General features: G+C 54.6%; 9 protein-coding genes and 2 pseudogenes. 5 read left to right on the forward strand and 6 right to left on the reverse strand.

Annotation, left to right across the window (positions count from 1 at the left end):
* Positions 1-366 precede the first annotated feature (366 nt).
* The gene (locus tag M017_RS0106075; RefSeq protein ID WP_031496585.1) at positions 367-1,032 is read right to left on the reverse strand and encodes a hypothetical protein; all 666 of its coding nucleotides are present in this window, start codon (positions 1,030-1,032) and stop codon (positions 367-369) included.
* Positions 1,033-1,718: 686 nt separating this feature from the next.
* On the opposite strand from M017_RS0106075, the gene M017_RS0106085 reads away from it, so the two are divergent.
* Both M017_RS0106085 and M017_RS30155 read left to right on the forward strand, forming a co-directional pair.
* Entirely contained in the window at positions 1,719-2,753 is a 1,035-nt protein-coding gene (locus M017_RS0106085) for an IS481 family transposase (protein WP_031496587.1), read from the forward strand.
* Positions 2,754-2,815: 62 nt separating this feature from the next.
* Positions 2,816-2,935: pseudogene (locus M017_RS30155) on the forward strand (IS630 family transposase); the annotation flags it as partial.
* A 9-nt stretch (positions 2,936-2,944) separates the two neighbouring features.
* On the opposite strand, the pseudogene M017_RS30160 reads toward M017_RS30155, so the two are convergent.
* The 5 genes and pseudogenes from M017_RS30160 to M017_RS0106110 all read right to left on the reverse strand — a co-directional run.
* Positions 2,945-3,088 (reverse strand): annotated as a pseudogene (locus M017_RS30160) (IS630 family transposase); the annotation flags it as partial.
* A 122-nt stretch (positions 3,089-3,210) separates the two neighbouring features.
* The gene (locus M017_RS0106095; protein ID WP_031496591.1) at positions 3,211-3,786 is read right to left on the reverse strand and encodes a hypothetical protein; all 576 of its coding nucleotides are present in this window, start codon (positions 3,784-3,786) and stop codon (positions 3,211-3,213) included.
* Between the two features lie 6 nt (positions 3,787-3,792).
* Positions 3,793-5,808, reverse strand: a complete 2,016-nt coding sequence (locus M017_RS0106100; RefSeq protein WP_031496592.1) for an RHS repeat protein — start codon at positions 5,806-5,808, stop codon at positions 3,793-3,795.
* Positions 5,808-9,446, reverse strand: a complete 3,639-nt coding sequence (locus tag M017_RS0106105) for an RHS repeat domain-containing protein (RefSeq protein WP_155121273.1) — start codon at positions 9,444-9,446, stop codon at positions 5,808-5,810. Before M017_RS0106105 ends, M017_RS0106100 begins: the two co-directional genes overlap by 1 nt.
* Before the next feature lie 9 nt (positions 9,447-9,455).
* The gene (locus M017_RS0106110) at positions 9,456-9,878 is read right to left on the reverse strand and encodes a hypothetical protein (protein WP_155121274.1); all 423 of its coding nucleotides are present in this window, start codon (positions 9,876-9,878) and stop codon (positions 9,456-9,458) included.
* Between the two features lie 220 nt (positions 9,879-10,098).
* Here M017_RS0106110 and M017_RS29180 point away from each other — a divergent pair, with 220 nt between their 5' ends.
* The 3 genes from M017_RS29180 (at position 10,099) to M017_RS0106130 (ending at position 18,266) form a co-directional block, all read left to right on the forward strand.
* The gene (locus tag M017_RS29180; protein WP_155121275.1) at positions 10,099-10,947 is read left to right on the forward strand and encodes a hypothetical protein; all 849 of its coding nucleotides are present in this window, start codon (positions 10,099-10,101) and stop codon (positions 10,945-10,947) included.
* A 259-nt stretch (positions 10,948-11,206) separates the two neighbouring features.
* Positions 11,207-14,656, forward strand: coding sequence for a TonB-dependent receptor (locus M017_RS0106125; RefSeq protein WP_080507536.1), 3,450 nt, complete (start codon positions 11,207-11,209; stop codon positions 14,654-14,656).
* Positions 14,657-14,807: 151 nt separating this feature from the next.
* A complete protein-coding gene (locus M017_RS0106130; RefSeq protein WP_155121276.1) occupies positions 14,808-18,266 on the forward strand; it encodes a TonB-dependent receptor in 3,459 nt (1,152 codons plus the stop codon).
* Positions 18,267-18,275 lie beyond the last annotated feature (9 nt).

Here is an 18,275-nt window from a genome sequence, read left to right on the forward strand (position 1 = left end):
TTCTCGAAAGAGAGTTCTCAAGTTTTCGACCACGCTGCCAAGATGCTCGTATGCTACAACCAGGACGCTGGCGGAACCTATAATTACCCAACCACCCGTTGCAATTGTCACGGTGCCTCCCAGCAGCATAGTCGCTCCTGAGGCCGCTGCAGGCGATTGAATCAGACCAGCCGCGACAAGGGCATCCAGTGGAAACTGTATATATATTTTGCACAGGGGCACAGACATAGAGGACGGGCCGACTGGTCACAATTCCTTTTCTCAGGAACTTTCCTTTCGAGACAGCCAACTGCTCATAATGAAGAAGACAATAAAACTAAAGATCTGTAACCCATGTGGTGGAGAGTTCAGTCCCCATCCCCACCGCTACACATCAACATGGGCAAGGTCTCTAATTTCCTTCAACAAGTAAGCACATGTACCTTCAGCCTCCAATGCTCGCCAATATTGAATCGTAGTATGAATGTCAGCAAGACCATTAGTATCCTCCCTCAATACAAATTCCAGCTCCTCCATATCGAAACCCTTAAAATTTTCTACATCCGTCTCACTAAATTGAAACTCAATCTCTTCCGGCTCCATCCAGTGATACCATTTTAATAGTCGGCCCTTACTTATTCGCCGATATTCATCCAGCAGACCATGGCACGAAGCGACATCAGCTTTTGTCGAAATCGCGTGCCCTAGGACACTATGCATGGCATCGTCAATGCGCGCCCAAGAATCCGCACATTTCCAATACTGCACAATCCATTCCTTGAGCTGCTCCGCCTTCCTGGAATCAGGATATCGACTCAATCCCTCCATAAACCTCGCCACCAGTCGATCCTGCGCTCGTTCTTGATCTACAATCGACAGTCCCTTATTAATTTCATGCATGTAACCTCGAAAACATTCGCCGGCAAGTGCACTCATTCCGTAGTCAGCAACATCGTATAGACCCACAGCGCGCCAAAAGATGATACAACCTTCCACAGCAAGATATCTAATTGCAGTTACCGTTACCCATCTTATGTCCTCATCTTCTCGCATATATATCTATTTTATGAAATCAATACATTTCCAGGTATCGTCCGCCGGGTGCGCGGGTGCGGGACAGCCTGACTCGTCACAAGCATTTTCGCAGGACATTTCCATTCTTACCACATCACGCAAAACGTCCCGAGCAGTCTTGATGACTTCTATCTTCCGCTTTCCCTCTCCTGAAAAGCGTGATCTCCCAAGAGAAGCTCACGTAGCTCGTTCACCGAAGGCGTCTCTTTTCCTCTTCATTTTCATTGAACTCCAGACGCCCTCCCAATGGCCAAACGTGCCGGAGGGACGTCAGAAGTCCATATCAAGAAGCATTGATGAGTCCTTTCCGACGAGGTGGGCTGCAGCACTGGAATAGACGAGCTTCTCAGCTTTCACAACGATTCCAGCACCAACGGGATTCAGTTCGACATAGCGCATCGCAGTCCAGAGATGGCTCCCATCGAGTGGACACAAGTAGAAGCGGTTCCGCCCAAGGTCCCCCCTTCGTTGTCACCTTTGCATGCATTCAAATGAAATTAGCGGAAGATCAGCGGACACAATGATGGGAAACGGCGCTTAGGGGAAGAGGCGAAGGGAGGGCGTAGCCCGACTGGAGCCGAAGCCCTAAGCGCCCCGAGCGGGTCCTTACGGTGATAGATTTGGAATCTTCCAAAACACCAAAATCACCCCGAAAGGACACACTCATGAGCGACAACCAGAAGCTTATCAAAGCCCGCATTGGTCTGCTCCAACTCGCCCAGGAACTGGGCAATATCAAGGCCGCTTGCCAGCGAGCCGGCATCAGTCGGAGCCACTTCTACGAGATCAAAGAGGCTTACGAGAAACACGGAGCCGACGGGCTTGAGCCGAGGCAACGCCGGACGCCCCGGATGCCGAATCAGACTCCGCCCGAGCTTGAAAAGCAGATCCTCGAGATGACGGCGCAGTATCCGACCTACAGTTACATCCGCATTGCCGACCAGCTTCGTTTGGTCGGCATCGGTGTCTCTGCCCCCGCCGTCCGAGGGGTCTGGGTACGGCACGGCATCACTCTCCGGCTCCAGCGCCTGCTCTGGCTGGACAAGAAGACCGCCGCCGAAGGCGGCGTGCTGACGGAGCAAGCCAAGCGGCTCCTGCAGAAGCATCAGGGCCGAAACGTTGACCCGGAACAACATATCGCTGCACCGCATTCTGGCTATCTGCTTTGCCAGGACACTTACTTTGTAGGCACGATCAAAGGCGTCGGCAAGGTCTACATGCAGACGGTCATTGATGCGCACTGCTCGCAGGCCTTCGCCAAGGTCTATCTCAGCAAGATGCCGATCACTGCGGCAGACACGTTGAACGATCGAGTCATCCCCTTCTACGACGATGAGAAGGTGGGGATCGAGAGGCTGCTCACCGACAATGGCCGTGAGTACTGTGGACTCGAAGCTCGTCATCCCTTCGAGATCTATCTGGCGATCAACCAGATCCGCCACAAGAGAACACAGATCGCCTCCCCTCAATCCAACGGCTTCTGTGAGCGCTTCCATCGCACGATCAAGGAGGAGTTTTACAGTATCAAGTTCCGGCAAAAACTCTATCAGTCTGTGGCTGAATTACAGGATGATCTGGACGCCTATCTGAGCTTCTACAATCGCCAGCGCCCCCATCATGGATATCGGACTCAAGGCCGAACGCCATACCAGGCTTTCCTCGATGGGAAACTCGCCCAGGCACAACCTATGGCAGCATGAAGTAACCGAATCTCAACCGAGGCCCGCAAGCCATCGTGTCCGGAGATCCTCAGCTAAATACACTTGATTTCCTGAGAAAAATCGATGCGGCTGCTCCTGCCGGCCTGGATGTCCATCTGGTGCTGGATAACTACGGAACGCACAAGACAGCCCTGGTTCGACAGTGGCTTCAAAAGAGGCCTCGGTATCACGAGGATTTGCGTGGCGGACTTGGTCCAAACGAAGGGTTTGGGCTGCTCGTTGTGAACGGCAATGAACTTGCGGATGGCATCTTCCAATTCTGAAACGCTGCGATGGGAACCGCGCTTGATCTGCCGCTGCGCCAACAACGCGAACCTTCCATCGCCCGGTTTGCGCCTGCCACTTTCGCCGCACATCGCTCGCCCATTTCTGCGGGAAATCAATGACTCAGGACACTAGACACAATTTTGAAGTCTTCTAACTTTGCAGAGGCAGTTCAAACCGGCTCTCTTTGATTCTCTGCTCCCTTGTTTGAGGATGCGCTGTCTTCTGTTAGACCGATTTCATCAATAGAGTCTTCGGCAATAGTGACCACACATTGCCTAACTGGAACTAGAACGGAACAGCCCACATATTGTGGATGAGTAGCGCATTCGAGAATTCTAGCTCGAAAAAGTGAGAATTCTCTGAAATCGGACTCCGACCAATCAAACAAGTCACACAGTTGCAACTTAAGATTGCCTTTGGACACCGCTTCTGGAAGCAAGGTCCAAATACCAGATCTTTGAGTCGCTTCAACCATAACACGGGAGAAGTACTGGAATTCCTCCTTAGGGTGCAAGTAAACGCCGTCAACGAACATTTGATACAGGCCATCACCATGCTGGAAGTCTCCGGGCAATGGCTGGGTATATCCGTACAATAAGAGCATCGCCAAACTCGGCTCGATGAAGCGACGGAACCAAAGTGTGGACTGAGATTCCCTAAGCTCCTTTCGCGACCAGATTTGACTGTTCCATACGATGTAGAGGCAGTTTCGATAGGCTATAACGTCTTCTGTGATATCTTCCAACTGCGTTTACCAAATTCCTGGAATCAAAATATAGGCTGGCCCTGGGTCGACAAAGCCTTCACGACGAATTGAGTACCACACGCATCCAATTGACTCTAAATTCCATTGAAGCCAATGCCAATGCAGAGGGTTCTCACCAGATTGCTTTTTGTTAACTGCCTGCCATTTGAACTGCGGAGGCCTAGCATTCTCGTCACACCTCCCATCCGCTGTTCTTTCGCCCGGCCGAGATTTTCCCGCTGTTCGAGCCTCTGGCGGATCGGTTTGGGGCTTTCTGAAAAATTCGACAATATCTGGCCAATATTGGATCGCAGCGGAAACGATTAGATATCCTCCCACTAAGACAAGGGTGACGGACCCACCTCCTATTGTGACACCAATTCCACTGCCAATCTTCATTGCGTCAGTCGCAGAGAAACCTAGAGTTTCTAACGCGCTAGCGCCAGGCAATGCGACCTGAACGGTTCCTGCTTCAAGGATGAAGTCGAATCCGAAATAATCCAGCGGCGAAAGTACTCTCGTGACTAAATCTGAAAAACTACTGTACCGTTGATCTTCTATGATCTGACTTGCACCTAGAAAGAAAGGGTTCTGAACCAAGCAGAAGGATTCGAAAGCTCCTGGCCCACCATTTCCGGGCGCTCCAAAGACAAGACAACCATAACTAACCGAATAACTATTATCTCCGCCATCAGAGTATAGACCTGTTGAGTCAGTACCCCCAACCGGATTCTGCTGGAGATATGCGTACCCATTCCACGATCCGGGCTCATTAAGCTTAACAGCAAGGGGACTGGGGTCTGGAGATCCAAATCGCCCTACAATATTGGCATACCAGCGCTGATCGGCATAATCCAGCCCCGTCCCGGCATCCCTGGTATAAGTAGCAAACTGCTCCTTGTCGTCACCAGCCGCCCCCGTCTTCGACTCACCATAAGGATAGAAGCTCGATCCATTGCCCTTCGATTGCAGTCGGTCGCTAGTGAACGCACTCACCGTCGTCACACCATTCTGGTAGACCCGCTTCCCCGCCAGCCGCGCTCCAAAGTACACGTTCTCCTCATGGGCAGTGATCACCAATACATTAGGAATCGACGCATAAGTGACACAATACACTCCCATCTTCTGGCCGCCAGGCGAGTAGAAGATCAGTTGCTCGCCGGGCGCCGGGCTCAACGCGTCCTGAATCGTTCCGTCATTTTCCACACCCGGACAGGTGACTTGCCCCTTATTCCGCCAAATTCTCCGATTGTCCGGAGCATACTTATAGTCCTCGCTTCCGCTCGGATAAGTCGCGGTTGCCAGCCGGTTCGAATAATCGTAATTCATGGTCATCGACCCGCCACCATTGGGCATCTGAGTCATGTTTCCATTCGCATCGTAGGAGTAGCCGCTGGACGAAATTCGATTTGTGTTGCCGTTCACAAGCACCGTATTCACCGGTCCCGTTCCCTGCGTCACGCTCTGCGCTAGGCGGTTGCCAAATCCGTCGTAAGAAAACGACAAGCCCCACGACGTATTATTGGTTGTGGCCGCGCTGATGAGCCTTTCGAGCTCGTCATATTGATAAGTCACATCCTCACCGGTCAGCCAGTTCTTTTGCGACACGATCTTTCCATCGTTCGCTGTTGCACTGAACCGGTACTCCACGTCAATAGAGCTGCCCTTCGTCATGCGCGTCATCTGCCCAAGCACATTATACTGCCGCGTTTCACTGACACCAAGCTGTGTTAGCGCAGTGATCGCTCCAAACGCGTTGTAGCTGACTCCAGACACCACCGACTGCCAGGCGGGATTGTTATTCCATACATTTCCCAATTTCGTATCGACGGCATTCAGCCTGCCCATCGTATCAAATCCATGCTGCACTTCGCGTCGCCCAACAAACGAGCCTTCATTGTGCCACGGATAGCTGATAGCAGTGACCTTTCCCTCGTTGTTATAAGTCCAGTTGGCGGTGAGATTAGCCGTATAGGTAGCACCGCTCCATGGTTTTCTCGTATAAGAAACTGTCTTTGCCATCACTCTGCCAGCAGTATTATAGGTGTAGGATTCCTCAAAACCCACAAGCTTTGTGTCCGTTGCTGAGACGGGACAAGCGACTTCATTGTTGCTTCCATCGACCGACCAACTCCAACGGTCTTTGTCAAGCGCCCATTGTTCGCCCCGCCACCCTCGTCATACTTATAATCAACGCGCTGGCAGCGATCTTCAGTCCATGTTCCGCCACTCTGTGTTGACCTTTTCGTTTGTGTCACCCGCTTATAACTGTCATAGACAAATTCACTTTTGATTCCCTTCGCGTCTGTCTTGGACTGTGCGGTTCCGTCGGCATTATAGACATAGCTGACCGTCCCATTCTCCGGATTCGTCGCGGAGAGGAGGCGGCTCTGCGTCGTGGTGTCGTAAGTAAAGCTGCGTGTCTGCGTGACCCCATCGCGCGGCATGCTCACTCCAATCAGCTTTCCGGTAATGTTATAGCTATAATTAGTCGTGTAGGTCCCGCTTCCCGGTCGCGGCTCGGTCACCAGTGTCATCCGGCCCACAGCATCCATCTCATACTTCTTCCACTTCCCGCTCGGCGAGGTCACCTTCACCGTATTTCCTTCATAGAGATAAGTCGTCGTACCAGAGTTGTTCGGCTGCGCGACACTCAAGGTTCGCCCCAATCCATCGTAAGTATAAGTAGTCCAGTAGACGGTGCCGCCTGGCGCATAGGGCAAGGAACTGCGCTTCAGCTTGCCCATTGGGGAACAGGCACAAGAGTCATACTCGGTTTCCACGATCGATTTTGTTCCACTGGCATCGTACAGTTCGGTCTTGATTGGGCGGCCAATACCATCATAAGAAGTCTTAGTCGTGCGACCGTTCGTTGTCCCGGTACTGAAAGCTGGACTGTTCGAATAAGAGAAGTAGGTGACCGCGCCGTCGGGGATTGACGATGAAGACGGCCGCGCATAGGAATCATATCCATAGCTAGCAGTGGTACCACTTCCGCTCTGCGTCTGCGTCAGTCCGAGAAAGCCGTTCCACGATAGAGATGTTCCCAAGGCGCTGTTGCCGTTCGGAGTCATCTGCGTCGGCACTACACTTCCAGAGCTACCACCGTACGTAATTGCCTGGGAGAATCCCTGACTATCTGACCCGCCAGTCGTCTGTCCCGCTTTGTTATATGATGCATAACGAAGCGTGTACCCGTCGTTGAATTGTGTGACCAATCCGCGATAAGGGTGGCCAGGATCATCCCACAGCCGGGAGCCGGAGGGAAGATCCGCCATCGTAAATCCGTTCCCAGCATAGCCATCATAATAAAATGATTGGGGATAGATTGTTACACCATTTTCTGTCACGGTACAGCCGCCCGGCAAGTTCCGCAAGTAGCGCGTTGTATAGTTGAGATCACCGCCTCGAACACAGGTAGTGGTGCGCATCGCAGTCGACAAGCTGTTATACCCGTAAAGAGTCGAATTGGTTATATTCCCATACTCATCAATGGTCTGTGTTGTTTTTGACTGCTTCTGGTAAGTCTGGCCCTGATCCGTAGTGGAAAGGCTCTCGCTCACATAGGCGTTCGAACTTACCGATTGCGCCCAAGTTGACTCGTTCTTCGATTTCGTCAGCCAGCTTCCGCCGGAATTATCCTGCTCCTCATAAACGGTCTGCAAGCCAATCTTAAAGTCGTTGCTGGTGGCAAAGCTCCAAATGCGCTTGCCCACGCCGCCCGGGTCACTCAGCGTTGTCTGAGAATGCATCTTCAGGCTGGAATCTCCGCCCGGATGCGTGAAGGGATAGTTCACCGGCGTCGCACCCGACACCTTCAGAAAGTCCCGGCTCGTCACCACACGAATCCGCATCGAGCTCGCAAAATTCTGTGTTCCATAGTTCCAGCGTAGTTCGCCACCATAGGGATAAATCACCTTCGTCAATTCGCCGGAGCTATTCGATTCAAAGCTATGAGCCAGATTCACACCATTCTGCGTCAATGAAGCAAGCTTGACAAAAGAACCCTTGGCGGTACTCCCGAACGGTTCATATAAGGTAGCGGAGGCGGAGTAAGTAAAGGTATAAGCCTCGCCCGTAGAGATCGTATTGGCGATCCCAGTGAGATGCGGAATCGAATCGCTATTATAGGTAAATCGATAGGTCTGATAGCTATTGGGAGCGGTGGACCGAATATCATCGATGAAATCAATACGGGCGCTCGTGTTTACCGTACCGCCACCGATCTGCGGTTTGTACTGGATCTTGACGTAGTTGCCATGACGGTCATAGATTTTCGTGGGATAGCGAGTGCCGGCATCTTGTTCCGACGCACCGCTGACGCTATCCAGTTGCCAATAGTCGCCGCTCTTGAAATAGAGCCTCTGCGCGTTCGAGTCATACCAAAGATAAACGCTTTCCTTGGAACTCCAGACCCCGCTATTGTTGACATCGAGTTTGTATTCTGCACCAGTAGCATCAGTAAATAAATAATAAGAAAAGGAAGTAGGAGTCGCCCACACGGGAGAGATGCTTCCCACCATCAACCGCCATCCGAACCCATAGCCAACATCGCCTCCCGGCTGCCACACCGCGCCGTCATAACGCCAGTTCTGTGAATTGTAAGAAATCCCTAAAGAGACCGAAGCGTTGCGGGCTCGCGCCGAAAGAAGGGGTAAGGAAAAGTTCAGGTTCATGCTGCGCGTGTCGATCTGTTCGCCCATGCCACCCCAGTAGCTGCCCAACCCATGCACGCCAACACGCCTGGAATCATCCCAGATTCCACTCGTACTTGGAGGAATTGAGACCGACTTCGTGGTTACTGTCGCAAAGTTCCGATGGCCATCATAAGCCCGAATGCCGACATTCAAAACTTCACCAGGTCCTGCCGCCATTGCCCAAGTGGTGCCGTCGGTTTCGCCAAGATAAGTGGAGCCCTTGTAGACTTCGTACCGAATTCTCCCAATTCCATTGGTGTTATCGCTTACCGCTCCCCACTGCACATTGAGCATTCCGGCGCTGTAGCTGGTGACTATTGTCGCCGCGTTCACTGCAGATGGCGCGATAGAATCTGTCATGCCCATGCCAATCCAACTCAGGTTCAGCGGGTAGTTAGTATAGAATCCGCCTAATCCAGCAGCACTATCATTGATATCGACGTAGTAGATGTTATCGCTCCAAATGATATTGATTCCTCTTGTCCCCGCAGGTACGTTATAGGCTGCAGCCCGGAAACTTGCGGCAAAAGTCTTTCCGGTCACGATATTTGGCGCCGCCCAAGAAGCAAGTACGGTTCGTGTATCACCAACGAATTTTTCAAGGCTAAGGTAGGTTGTAATGGTGCCATACCAAGTGCTTGTGCTACTCAAGTTGACTTGGTAGAAGTGTGGAACCATCTCGGAGTAGTCCCCCGAGGGATAGGCCATTCTGTATCCGAGCACAATGGATGCATTGAATGGATTTGAAGTCCCGGCAGAAGAATCGTACAGGGGGCGAAATGTTCCGATGACAGTCTTGACTTCTGTATTCCCACTAGCACAAGCACCACTCGACAAATAGTAGCCAGACCCCGTGTTCCATAGGCTACCGCTGATCGGTGCCGTGTCAGTAATACAGTACGAGTACTGACCCAAAAGAGAGAGGGATGCGCCAAGAAGCGCGAGGGCAAGTTTGATCTTCATGGTCGTGCTCTAGTTCCCCGCCACCCGCAACTGAGACCAGTCAAAGTCTTTCTTCACCTTGACCAGATCTGACTTTGCCTGCTCCAAAGAGAGCCGCCCCTCAACGATGGCCTGCTTTTCGATCACTCGAACCGTAGGGTCTTTCCGCATCTCCGCAAATGCGAGCCGGTCATTGGCAACAAACTCTACAATGGCAGTCTTCCCGTCATCACCGGCCACCCAGCCGAACGCAGTGATCGTCTTCTTTGCTTCGACTTCCCGTTCTTCTTCGGACAAAGTCCGAAGCTTCATCTCCGCCGCCTGCAGTTGTTTGGGCGAGGGAGGCACAGGCGCGTACTTAGGCCGAATTGGATCCTCTGCTTTTCCTGTCCCAACTAACTCAACAATGACGATAATTCGCTCCCCAAGCGATTCAACAGGAACCTTTCTCATCTGGGAAAAAGCCGGTAACACTGTGGATAGGAATAAAAGCAAACAGCAGGATACAGTACGTCGCATTTCAATAAGTATCTGTGCGCCGTCAAAACTTCGTCAATCAAAAACAGACAAAACTGTAGATTAAAATTTATTAATTTAAGTGAAAACCCGGAGCTGACGATTACGGAACTGTAGAATTCGCCATCCCGTCCGCACGGGAACAATCTACACTTTTGTGAGCGGTCAAAGAACCGAAGCTCCAGACTTGCCTTCCGGCTCAGCACCAAAGAAAGCAGCTCACAGACTGGCTGGCAAAGAATTCAGTACCGAATTTAACTTCGAAAGACTCCAGCAACAATCCTGCGACAGCACCAAATGTTTCCCCGATACAGGATCGGATCACTACCGCCGTCATGCAAAACATCCCGCGCCCATTCCTGCAAACAATTTCTCCCAAATTATCAATATTTTAGGCCCGCATTCCCGCTTCCCACTTCAAACCTCCTGCTACTATTACTTCCGAAGGCGTAATAACGTCCTTCCCGAAAGCCCGAGCCCCCAGGTCTCGGGCTTTTCTATTTCGACGAAAGGCTTTTGCCATGCCAACCCAAACCCGGCTTGCGGCCCGAGAAGCAGCGAGGCTAAGTTCATGCGCTTCGCCACGGCACTCTTCCGCAACTTTGCTAACGATCTCATCGCCGGCATCCAATCGAGATCCGCCACCGCACTCGAACTCCTCGACGAGTTCCTGGCGTCGCCGCCGTCGAACTGCCGCCTCAGGCCGAGCAGTCCATCGCTGATTTCAACCTCCGTGCCTTCGAAAAGCTCAAAGCTGAAAAGCCGGACTCGCCCAGCAGGAACACCTCGAACTCCGCTTCGCGAGTGCCTTCCAGAGCACCCTGTCCCACATACAGTCGGTCCGCCGCAACGAAGCCGAAATGGGGAACAAACAGCAAAAATGAAGGAACGAACCTACCGAGCACTGATCTCCATTGCTTCTAATGGCTTAGGAAGCAAAAAAGAGCGCAGAAACAGGAAGTTTGTAACAGAACAAAACCGAAGCGCTGGCGATCGAAGCCACTGATACTTTCTCAGATCGCTCAAAGTTATTGAGGCAACACATCAGCTCAAGAGCATCAAGACGATCCACTGCCGCGCGATCATCAGCCCAAGAAAAGTAAGCCGATCCCAACAAGCCACGCCTGCACCTGATAGAATCGACCCCCAATACGCGCTTGCCTCAAGAGCCTATGCCACATCTGGTTCCTCTGGTAACCGCGTCGGAGGCTTCATCCTCACAGATGTAAGCTTCCGAAAGAACTTCAGGGAATTCAGGAGGTTTCATGTCAAGACCCCGTTTACTTGCAATTCTTCTCGCAGTGGCAATCATTCCACCCGCCACCGCGCAAACGTCAAAAGCACTCATATCAGGCATCGTTACGGATGACTCCGGTGCAGCAGTAGCCAACGCAAAGATCACCATCACAGACATCTCGCGCAATCAGGATTACCGCGCCGAGACCAACGCTTCCGGCGTCTACCGCGTCATCGAGTTAACCCCAAGCATCTATCGAGTCACTGCGGAGGCGGCCGGCTTCCGCACCTACGTACTCGAATCCCTGCAACTCTCCACCCTCCAGAACGCAACCGTCAACATCAAGCTGGACGTTGGCTCTGTCAGTGAACGCGTCCAGGTGACGGCCACCGGGCCGTTGCTCGATGCCTCCAACGCCACCTTGAGTTCTGTCGTTGAAAACAAGAAGATCATCGATCTCCCCCTCAACAATCGCAACATCTATTCGCTCATGAAGCTCGTGCCGGGCATCACGCCTTCCACGCCGAACTCCGAGAGTGACTTCTTCACCAGCACCATCCGCTTCTCGATCAACGGTGGTAAGGAATCGTTGAACGATGTCCAACTCGATGGCGTCACCGCCATGGTGCAGAGCGACATCCAGGGCATCTATGGAGCCTCGGCCATTCCTTCGGTCGAAGGCATCCAGGAGTTTCGCGTCCAGACCAACTCCTACACCGCCGAGTATGGGCGCAGCGGCGGCGGACAAGTCACCATGATCACCAAGTCCGGAAGCAATCAGTTCCACGGCAGCGCCTTCGAGTTTCTGCGCAACAGCGCCATGGACGCAAAGAACTTTTTCCTGAATCGATCCAATGGACGCAAGGCCTCCTTCCAACAGCACCAATACGGCGCCAGCCTGGGCGGGCCGGTGATCAAAGACCGCACCTTCTTCTTCGGTCTCTTTGAGAAGCGCCTGGTCAAATCCGGGAGCTTTGCGCAGTACACGATCCCAACGGCGGCCCAACTCGGTGGCGATTTCTCCGATACTCGCACCGCCAATGGCGCGCTGCGGACCATTTACGATCCCTTCTCCACTCGAGTCGATCCAGACGACGCCACCAAGTCCATCCGTACGCCTTTCGCCAACAACCGGATCCCAGCCAGCAGATTCGATCCGGTCGCCCTCAATGCAATCAAGCTCTGGCCCAGTCCCAATCAGACAGGCCAAGCCTTCACCAATCAGTTCAATGTCGGCATCCAGAAGGTGCCACGTTCCCCCACTGACCGTTTCGATTTCAAGATCGATCACAACCTTTCCCAGAACCGTCGCATGTTTGTCCGCTACAACCGCTTCAAGCAAGAGGCCGCCGCAGCCGACTTCTGGGGCAATGGCGCAACACCCAGCGATGGCACCATGTTCTGGGGTTCTCACAATGCGGCCCTCGATTACACACAGACCATCGGAAGCGGCACCGTCATCAACTTCCGTGGTGGCCTGAGTCTGTTTGACGCCTGGCGCCCGGCCTTCTCTTATGGCTATGACGTCACCAAGCTCGGCCTGCCGGCATCCTTGCAGGAAGTTACTCTGCGCCTCGGCGCGCCCCGAATCCCGCGCTTTGACGTCCAGGATTACACCTCCATCGGACCCAACAACGGTTCCACCTACAAGAGCAACAACGTCTCCTACACGGCGGTCGCCAACCTCACCAGAATCTCGGGCAAGCACAGCATGAAGTTCGGGGCAGAATGGCGCACCTTCGGCCTCGGCTTTGCTCAGTTCGGCAACTCCCCAGCCAACTTTTCCTTCACCCGCGCAATGACCCAGGGCCCCGATCCCCGGATCGCGAGCGGCGGCGATGGATTCGCCTCGTTCCTCCTCGGAGCAGGTAGCGGCGGATCCGCCACCCATCGCATCAAGCCTGCCGATCTCAGCCGCTACTACGCCCTCTACGCGCAAGACGACTTCAAAGTGAATCGCAAACTGACGCTCAACATCGGCTTGCGTTGGGAAATCGAGGGCTCCAATACCGAGCGCTACGACCAGCAAACGGTCATGGATCCTTACGCCAAGAACCCGCTCTCGGACAAGACCGGGCTCGACCTGCGCGGCGTCTATCTCTTTGCGGGCGACAAGCAGAGCTTGGGCCGGCGCGGCATTCGCGCTGCCGAACATAAGTTCAATCCGCGCATCGGCCTCGCTTACCAGCTCAATGAGAAGACCGTGATCCGCACTGGCTACGGCATCTTCTACGGCGTCCCGAAGTTTGCCGCCACTGATCGCTGGACCGGCGCACCTTACTCGAGCGCCACGCCCTGGCTGGCAACTCTCGATACCATCACACCCAATAACCTGCTGAGCAATCCCTTCCCCAATGGTTATGTTCTGCCGAGCGGACGTTCGCTGGGCGCCATGTCGGGCGTTGGCTTCGCACTCAGCTCTGCCTGGGCATCGGAGATGAAGACTCCCTACAACCAGCAGTGGAACTTCACCATCCAGCGCCACCTCACCACCAACATGATGTTCGAAGTAGCTTATGCCGGCAACAAGGGAACGCACAATGAGTTAGCGCAAGGCGACCTCGGTCAGTTGCGTCCCGAACTGATCAACCCCGCCAATCGCTTAAACGAATCGGTCCCCAATCCCTTCTACAACCTCATCGACCCGGCCAGCATCATGGGACAACCCACTGTGCAGCGAGGTTACTTACTGCGCGGCCCCTATGCCCAGTTCACCAGCGTCGGGGGCGGTGCTCCTGCTTGGGGCAACTCCAACTACCACGCGATGCAATCCCGCTTTGAGCAGCGCTTCGGAGGCGGCACCAGCCTGGGCATTTCCTACACCTGGTCCAAGTCCATTGCTGACTCCTCGGACGGCATCTGGAACGACGGGCAAGGCACCATGCGCAACTGGTATTGCCGCAGTTGCGAGCGCTCGCTGAGCTCTTATGACATTCCCCACCGCGCCGTCTTCAACTTCAACTATGAGTTGCCCGTCGGCAAAGGCAAACGCTATGGCGCCAACATGCACTGGTTGCCCGACACGCTGCTGGGCGGCTGGCAGACGAATGGGATCTTCACCATCGCCTCGGGCCAACCGCTCATCTTCAGCCAGACGACAAACAACAGCTTCTCCTTCGGCGGCTACCAACGTCCCGATGCTCTCGGCGGCGATGCGCGGATCGATTCCCGATCCGTCGATCGCTGGTTCGACACCAGCAAGTTCCGCGTCGCTCCGAACTACACCTTCGGCAACCTCGCGCGGACCCATCCCAACCTGCGTAGCGACTTTACGCGTGGTCTGGATTTCTCCCTGTTCAAGAACATCAAGCTCAGGGAACGATTCAATCTCCAGTTCCGGGCGGAGTCCTTCAACATCACCAACACGCCGATCTTCTCGGCGCCAAACACGAATGTCGAATCCGGCGCATTTGGCACAGTCACGGGCCAGAGCAACGGGCCGCGATCGGTGCAACTCGGACTGAAACTGCTGTTCTGAGAAGGCAAGGGGCGGACCGGATTCAGCCCGGTTCGCCCAGGCCAGATGATTTCGAAAAGATTGCACCCACCAAAAGAAAAAGAATGATAATGTCTCTCCCTAGAGCCATAGGCTTAGGATCTTTAATCTATTCCACTCCAAGGGAGTTTCCGTGTTCAAACGAATCAGCATCACCATGCTTGCGGTGTCGCTGGCCATCTTGGGCCAGATCGGCACATCCACGATCACAGGCCGGGTGACAGATTCTTCCGGGGCGATCGTCCCTGGAGTGAATGTCAGCATTGTCCAAAAGGCGACCAACATCACCTCCACCGTCCAAACCAACGGGGAGGGTCTCTATCGTGTCCCGTCGCTCGCCCCTGGCGACTACCGCATTGTCTTTGAGGCCGGCGGCTTCAAGAAGATTGTCAACGAAACCGTCGAACTGCGCACCGGCGATACTCTCGCCGTCGATGCGCTGATGCCCGTGGGCCAAGCGAGCGAATCCGTCGAGATCCAGAGCACCACGCCTCTACTCGAAACCGAAACCTCCTCCACCCGCACTGTCATGAGCGGCAAAGTGCTCTACGATTTATCGCTCTACCAGCGCTACACCAACAGCACCCTCAGCCTGGTGCCGGGCATGACCAGCGGTGGTTATGCCTATGGCGGCGACCTCGGTAGCTATCACCTCGCCGGCCAGCGCAGCGGCGCCATCGGCATCTTTGAGGACGGCGTCAGCGCCAGCGACCCGCAGGGCGGCACCAATACCATTCGCCCCCTCCAGAACTCCATCGCTGAGGTGAATGTCATCTCCACAGTGCCTCCTGCCGAATACGGACACTCCGCCGGCGGCGTCATCAGCGTCGTCAAAAAGAGCGGCACCAATGAACTGCATGGCATGGGTTCCTGGTATGGCCGTACCCGCAGGATGGCCCATCGCCGCTATTTCGATCAGAAGCGCACCTCCGACCCTTATCCTGGAAAACCCGACGGCCTGCCTGCGTTCTTCATGCAGCCCGATGGCAACATCAGCGGTCCGGTCGTGATCCCCAAACTCTATAACGGCAAGAACAGAACCTTCTTCTTCTTCGGTTATCAGCGTCTCCACGAAAAGAAGTACGCACAAGTCTTCCAGAGCGTCCCCACTCTCGACATGCTGCAGGGTAACTTCAACTTTGCCGGAGCGAACACGGTCTATGATCCGGCCACCACCCGGCAACTCGCCGATGGCAGTTGGGCACGTACTCCCTTCCCCGGCAATGTCATCCCCTCCAACCGGATTGACCCGGTGGCGAAGAAGGTTCTGGCGCTCAACCCCTGGGTGGCACCCACCTCGGCAGGCACGCCCAGCAACACCGGCCCCACCAACAACGTCCTCGCCAATGAGTTCGCACGCAACTTCTTTAACGACTACAACCTGCGTATCGATCACCAGCTCTCCACCGCTTTCAAGATCAACGCCTCTTACACCCGCAACGATCTCAGCGGCTTCGGACGGCCCACCCGCTTCAATGAGAGCGCTGGCATCTTTGATGCAGCCAATGGCAACTACTCCCCTGTGATCACAACCAACAACTCGCTCGGCTACACCTGGATCATCTCCCCCACGCTGATCAACGACTCCCGCGGCGGCTATTTCCGGCGCGAGAGCGCCACCACAACCCCAAGCTACGGACAGGACTGGGCGCAGAAGCTGGGCATCCCCAATTCAGACAAAGCGCTCATGCCCGCCTTCAACGTTTACGGCATGGACGGCACCACGCCCAGCCGCACCGTCAATGAGACCATCTCCTGGCGCAACGACACCACCTGGATCAAGTCCTCACACGCCTTCAAGTTTGGCTATGAGATTCTGCGCTTCCGCCTGAACTCCGCAAACCTGGCGCGCTACTCCAGCTATTACTTCTCTGGCGTCACCGCCGGTCTGCAGGGCGCCGGGACAACATCGATTCCCAATACCGGCATCGATTTCGCTGGCTTCCTCACCGGCTATGTCAACTACGCGAACTTCAATTCCGAACTCACCAGTTGGCTGCCCCGCTCGAGCATCCATAGCTTCTACTTCCAAGATGACTGGAAGATCTCGAAAACACTCACCGCCAACATCGGCATCCGCTATTCCAATGAGAGCCCCTTCAACACGAAGAACGGCTACATGACGAATTTCGATCCGAATGGGACAGACCCGGTCTCCGGGCTCAAGGGCACCTTCACCCACCCCACCAGCGGGCTGAATAAGCGGGACAACAACAACTTCAACCCGCGCGTTGGTCTGGCCTGGCATCCTCTCGATCGTTGGGTCTTCCGTGGCGGCTTTGGCATGTACACCGTCGATGTGAAGTTCCCGTCCGCACGCGGCAACTTTGAAGAGTATGTAGCCAGTTCCACGCAGCAGTCTGTACCAGGCAACCCCACACCGGCCTTCCAACTCTCAACCGGTCCGGCCCCGATCAACTTCATCATTCGTCCGAACCAAACCTCTCCCTTTATCGGAGCGAACTACAGCGAACGCACCGCCGAATGGTGGGACCCGAATCTACGCAACCCCTATACGCTGAACTTCAATGCGGGCACGCAGTATGAGTTCCGCCGCAACTACGTCCTCGACCTCAGCTACCAGGGCTCCGCAGGCGTTGGACTCATCGAACGCTGGCAGGCCAACACCTTCCCGATCGATTACTTCGCCGGCAATTCAGTGCAGCAGAATGTCGTTCGCGGTTCCGCCCAGAACTTCCGGCCCTTCCCTCAATTTGGCAATGTCCGCTTCCGGTCGAACTTCGGACACTCCACCTTCCACGGCGGCACCGTCAAGGTCGAAAAGCGCTACTCGAAGGGCATGTTCTTCAGCACCTTCTACACCTTCTCGAAAGCCATCGATTCGCAGGACGGCGACAACGATGGCACCGGTGTCGCGCCGATCCAGAATCGCGGTCTCGAGAAAGGCCGCGCCGGCTTCGACCGCAATCATCGCTTTGTCGGCACCTTCAACTATGAGCTGCCCTTCGGACTCAACAAGAAGTGGGCCACCCATGGTTGGAAGAAGTACGCGCTCGGTGGCATGAGCTTCTCGATCGTGCAAACCCTCGAGAGCGGCAACCCGCTGAACTTCAGCTACTCCAACAGCCCCTATGTCTACTATCCCAGCTTTGCTGGCAGCGGACGTCCTGATGTCATTGGCAAGATGGAGATCCGCGACGGCTGGACCGACCTCGGCGGCGACCGCTTCAACAAGGGCAATAGCGCCTCGGTCTTCACCGGGTCGAACAACGGGCTGTCGAACTTCGCACTGCCCGGGGGCGCGGCCTGCACCACGACGGCGATTCCGGCTGGCTTTGATCGCAGCCTCTGCGACTTTAAGGTCGGCAACGCCGGCCGCAACATCGTCACCGGCACGCCGCTGCGCTGGACCACGGTGTCCGCGCAGAAGAACTTCCAGGTCAACGAGCGTTTCCGCGCTCAGTTGCGCTGGGACATGCAGAACGTCTTTAAGACCTTCAACTTCAACAACCCTGATTTGGTAGTCGATTTCCGCAATCCGCAGAACTTCGGCAAAGTCACCGGCGACCCCACAACTGCCAACTTCGGTGGCCAACCGCTCATGAACCTCACGCTCATGCTGCAGTTCTAAATCAACCTA

It is taken from the genome of Bryobacter aggregatus MPL3, assembly GCF_000702445.1.
GTDB classification, from domain to species: domain Bacteria; phylum Acidobacteriota; class Terriglobia; order Bryobacterales; family Bryobacteraceae; genus Bryobacter; species Bryobacter aggregatus.

Excerpts from the sequence above, each read along its gene's own strand:
- M017_RS0106075 (WP_031496585.1), bottom strand. The coding sequence starts at position 1,032 with ATGCGAGAAGATGAGGACATAAGATGGGTAACGGTAACTGCAATTAGA.
- M017_RS0106085 (WP_031496587.1), top strand. The coding sequence starts at position 1,719 with ATGAGCGACAACCAGAAGCTTATCAAAGCCCGCATTGGTCTGCTCCAA.
- M017_RS0106100 (WP_031496592.1), bottom strand. The coding sequence starts at position 5,808 with ATGGCAAAGACAGTTTCTTATACGAGAAAACCATGGAGCGGTGCTACC.
- M017_RS0106105 (WP_155121273.1), bottom strand. The coding sequence starts at position 9,446 with ATGAAGATCAAACTTGCCCTCGCGCTTCTTGGCGCATCCCTCTCTCTT.
- M017_RS0106110 (WP_155121274.1), bottom strand. The coding sequence starts at position 9,878 with ATGAGAAAGGTTCCTGTTGAATCGCTTGGGGAGCGAATTATCGTCATT.
- M017_RS0106125 (WP_080507536.1), top strand. The coding sequence starts at position 11,207 with ATGTCAAGACCCCGTTTACTTGCAATTCTTCTCGCAGTGGCAATCATT.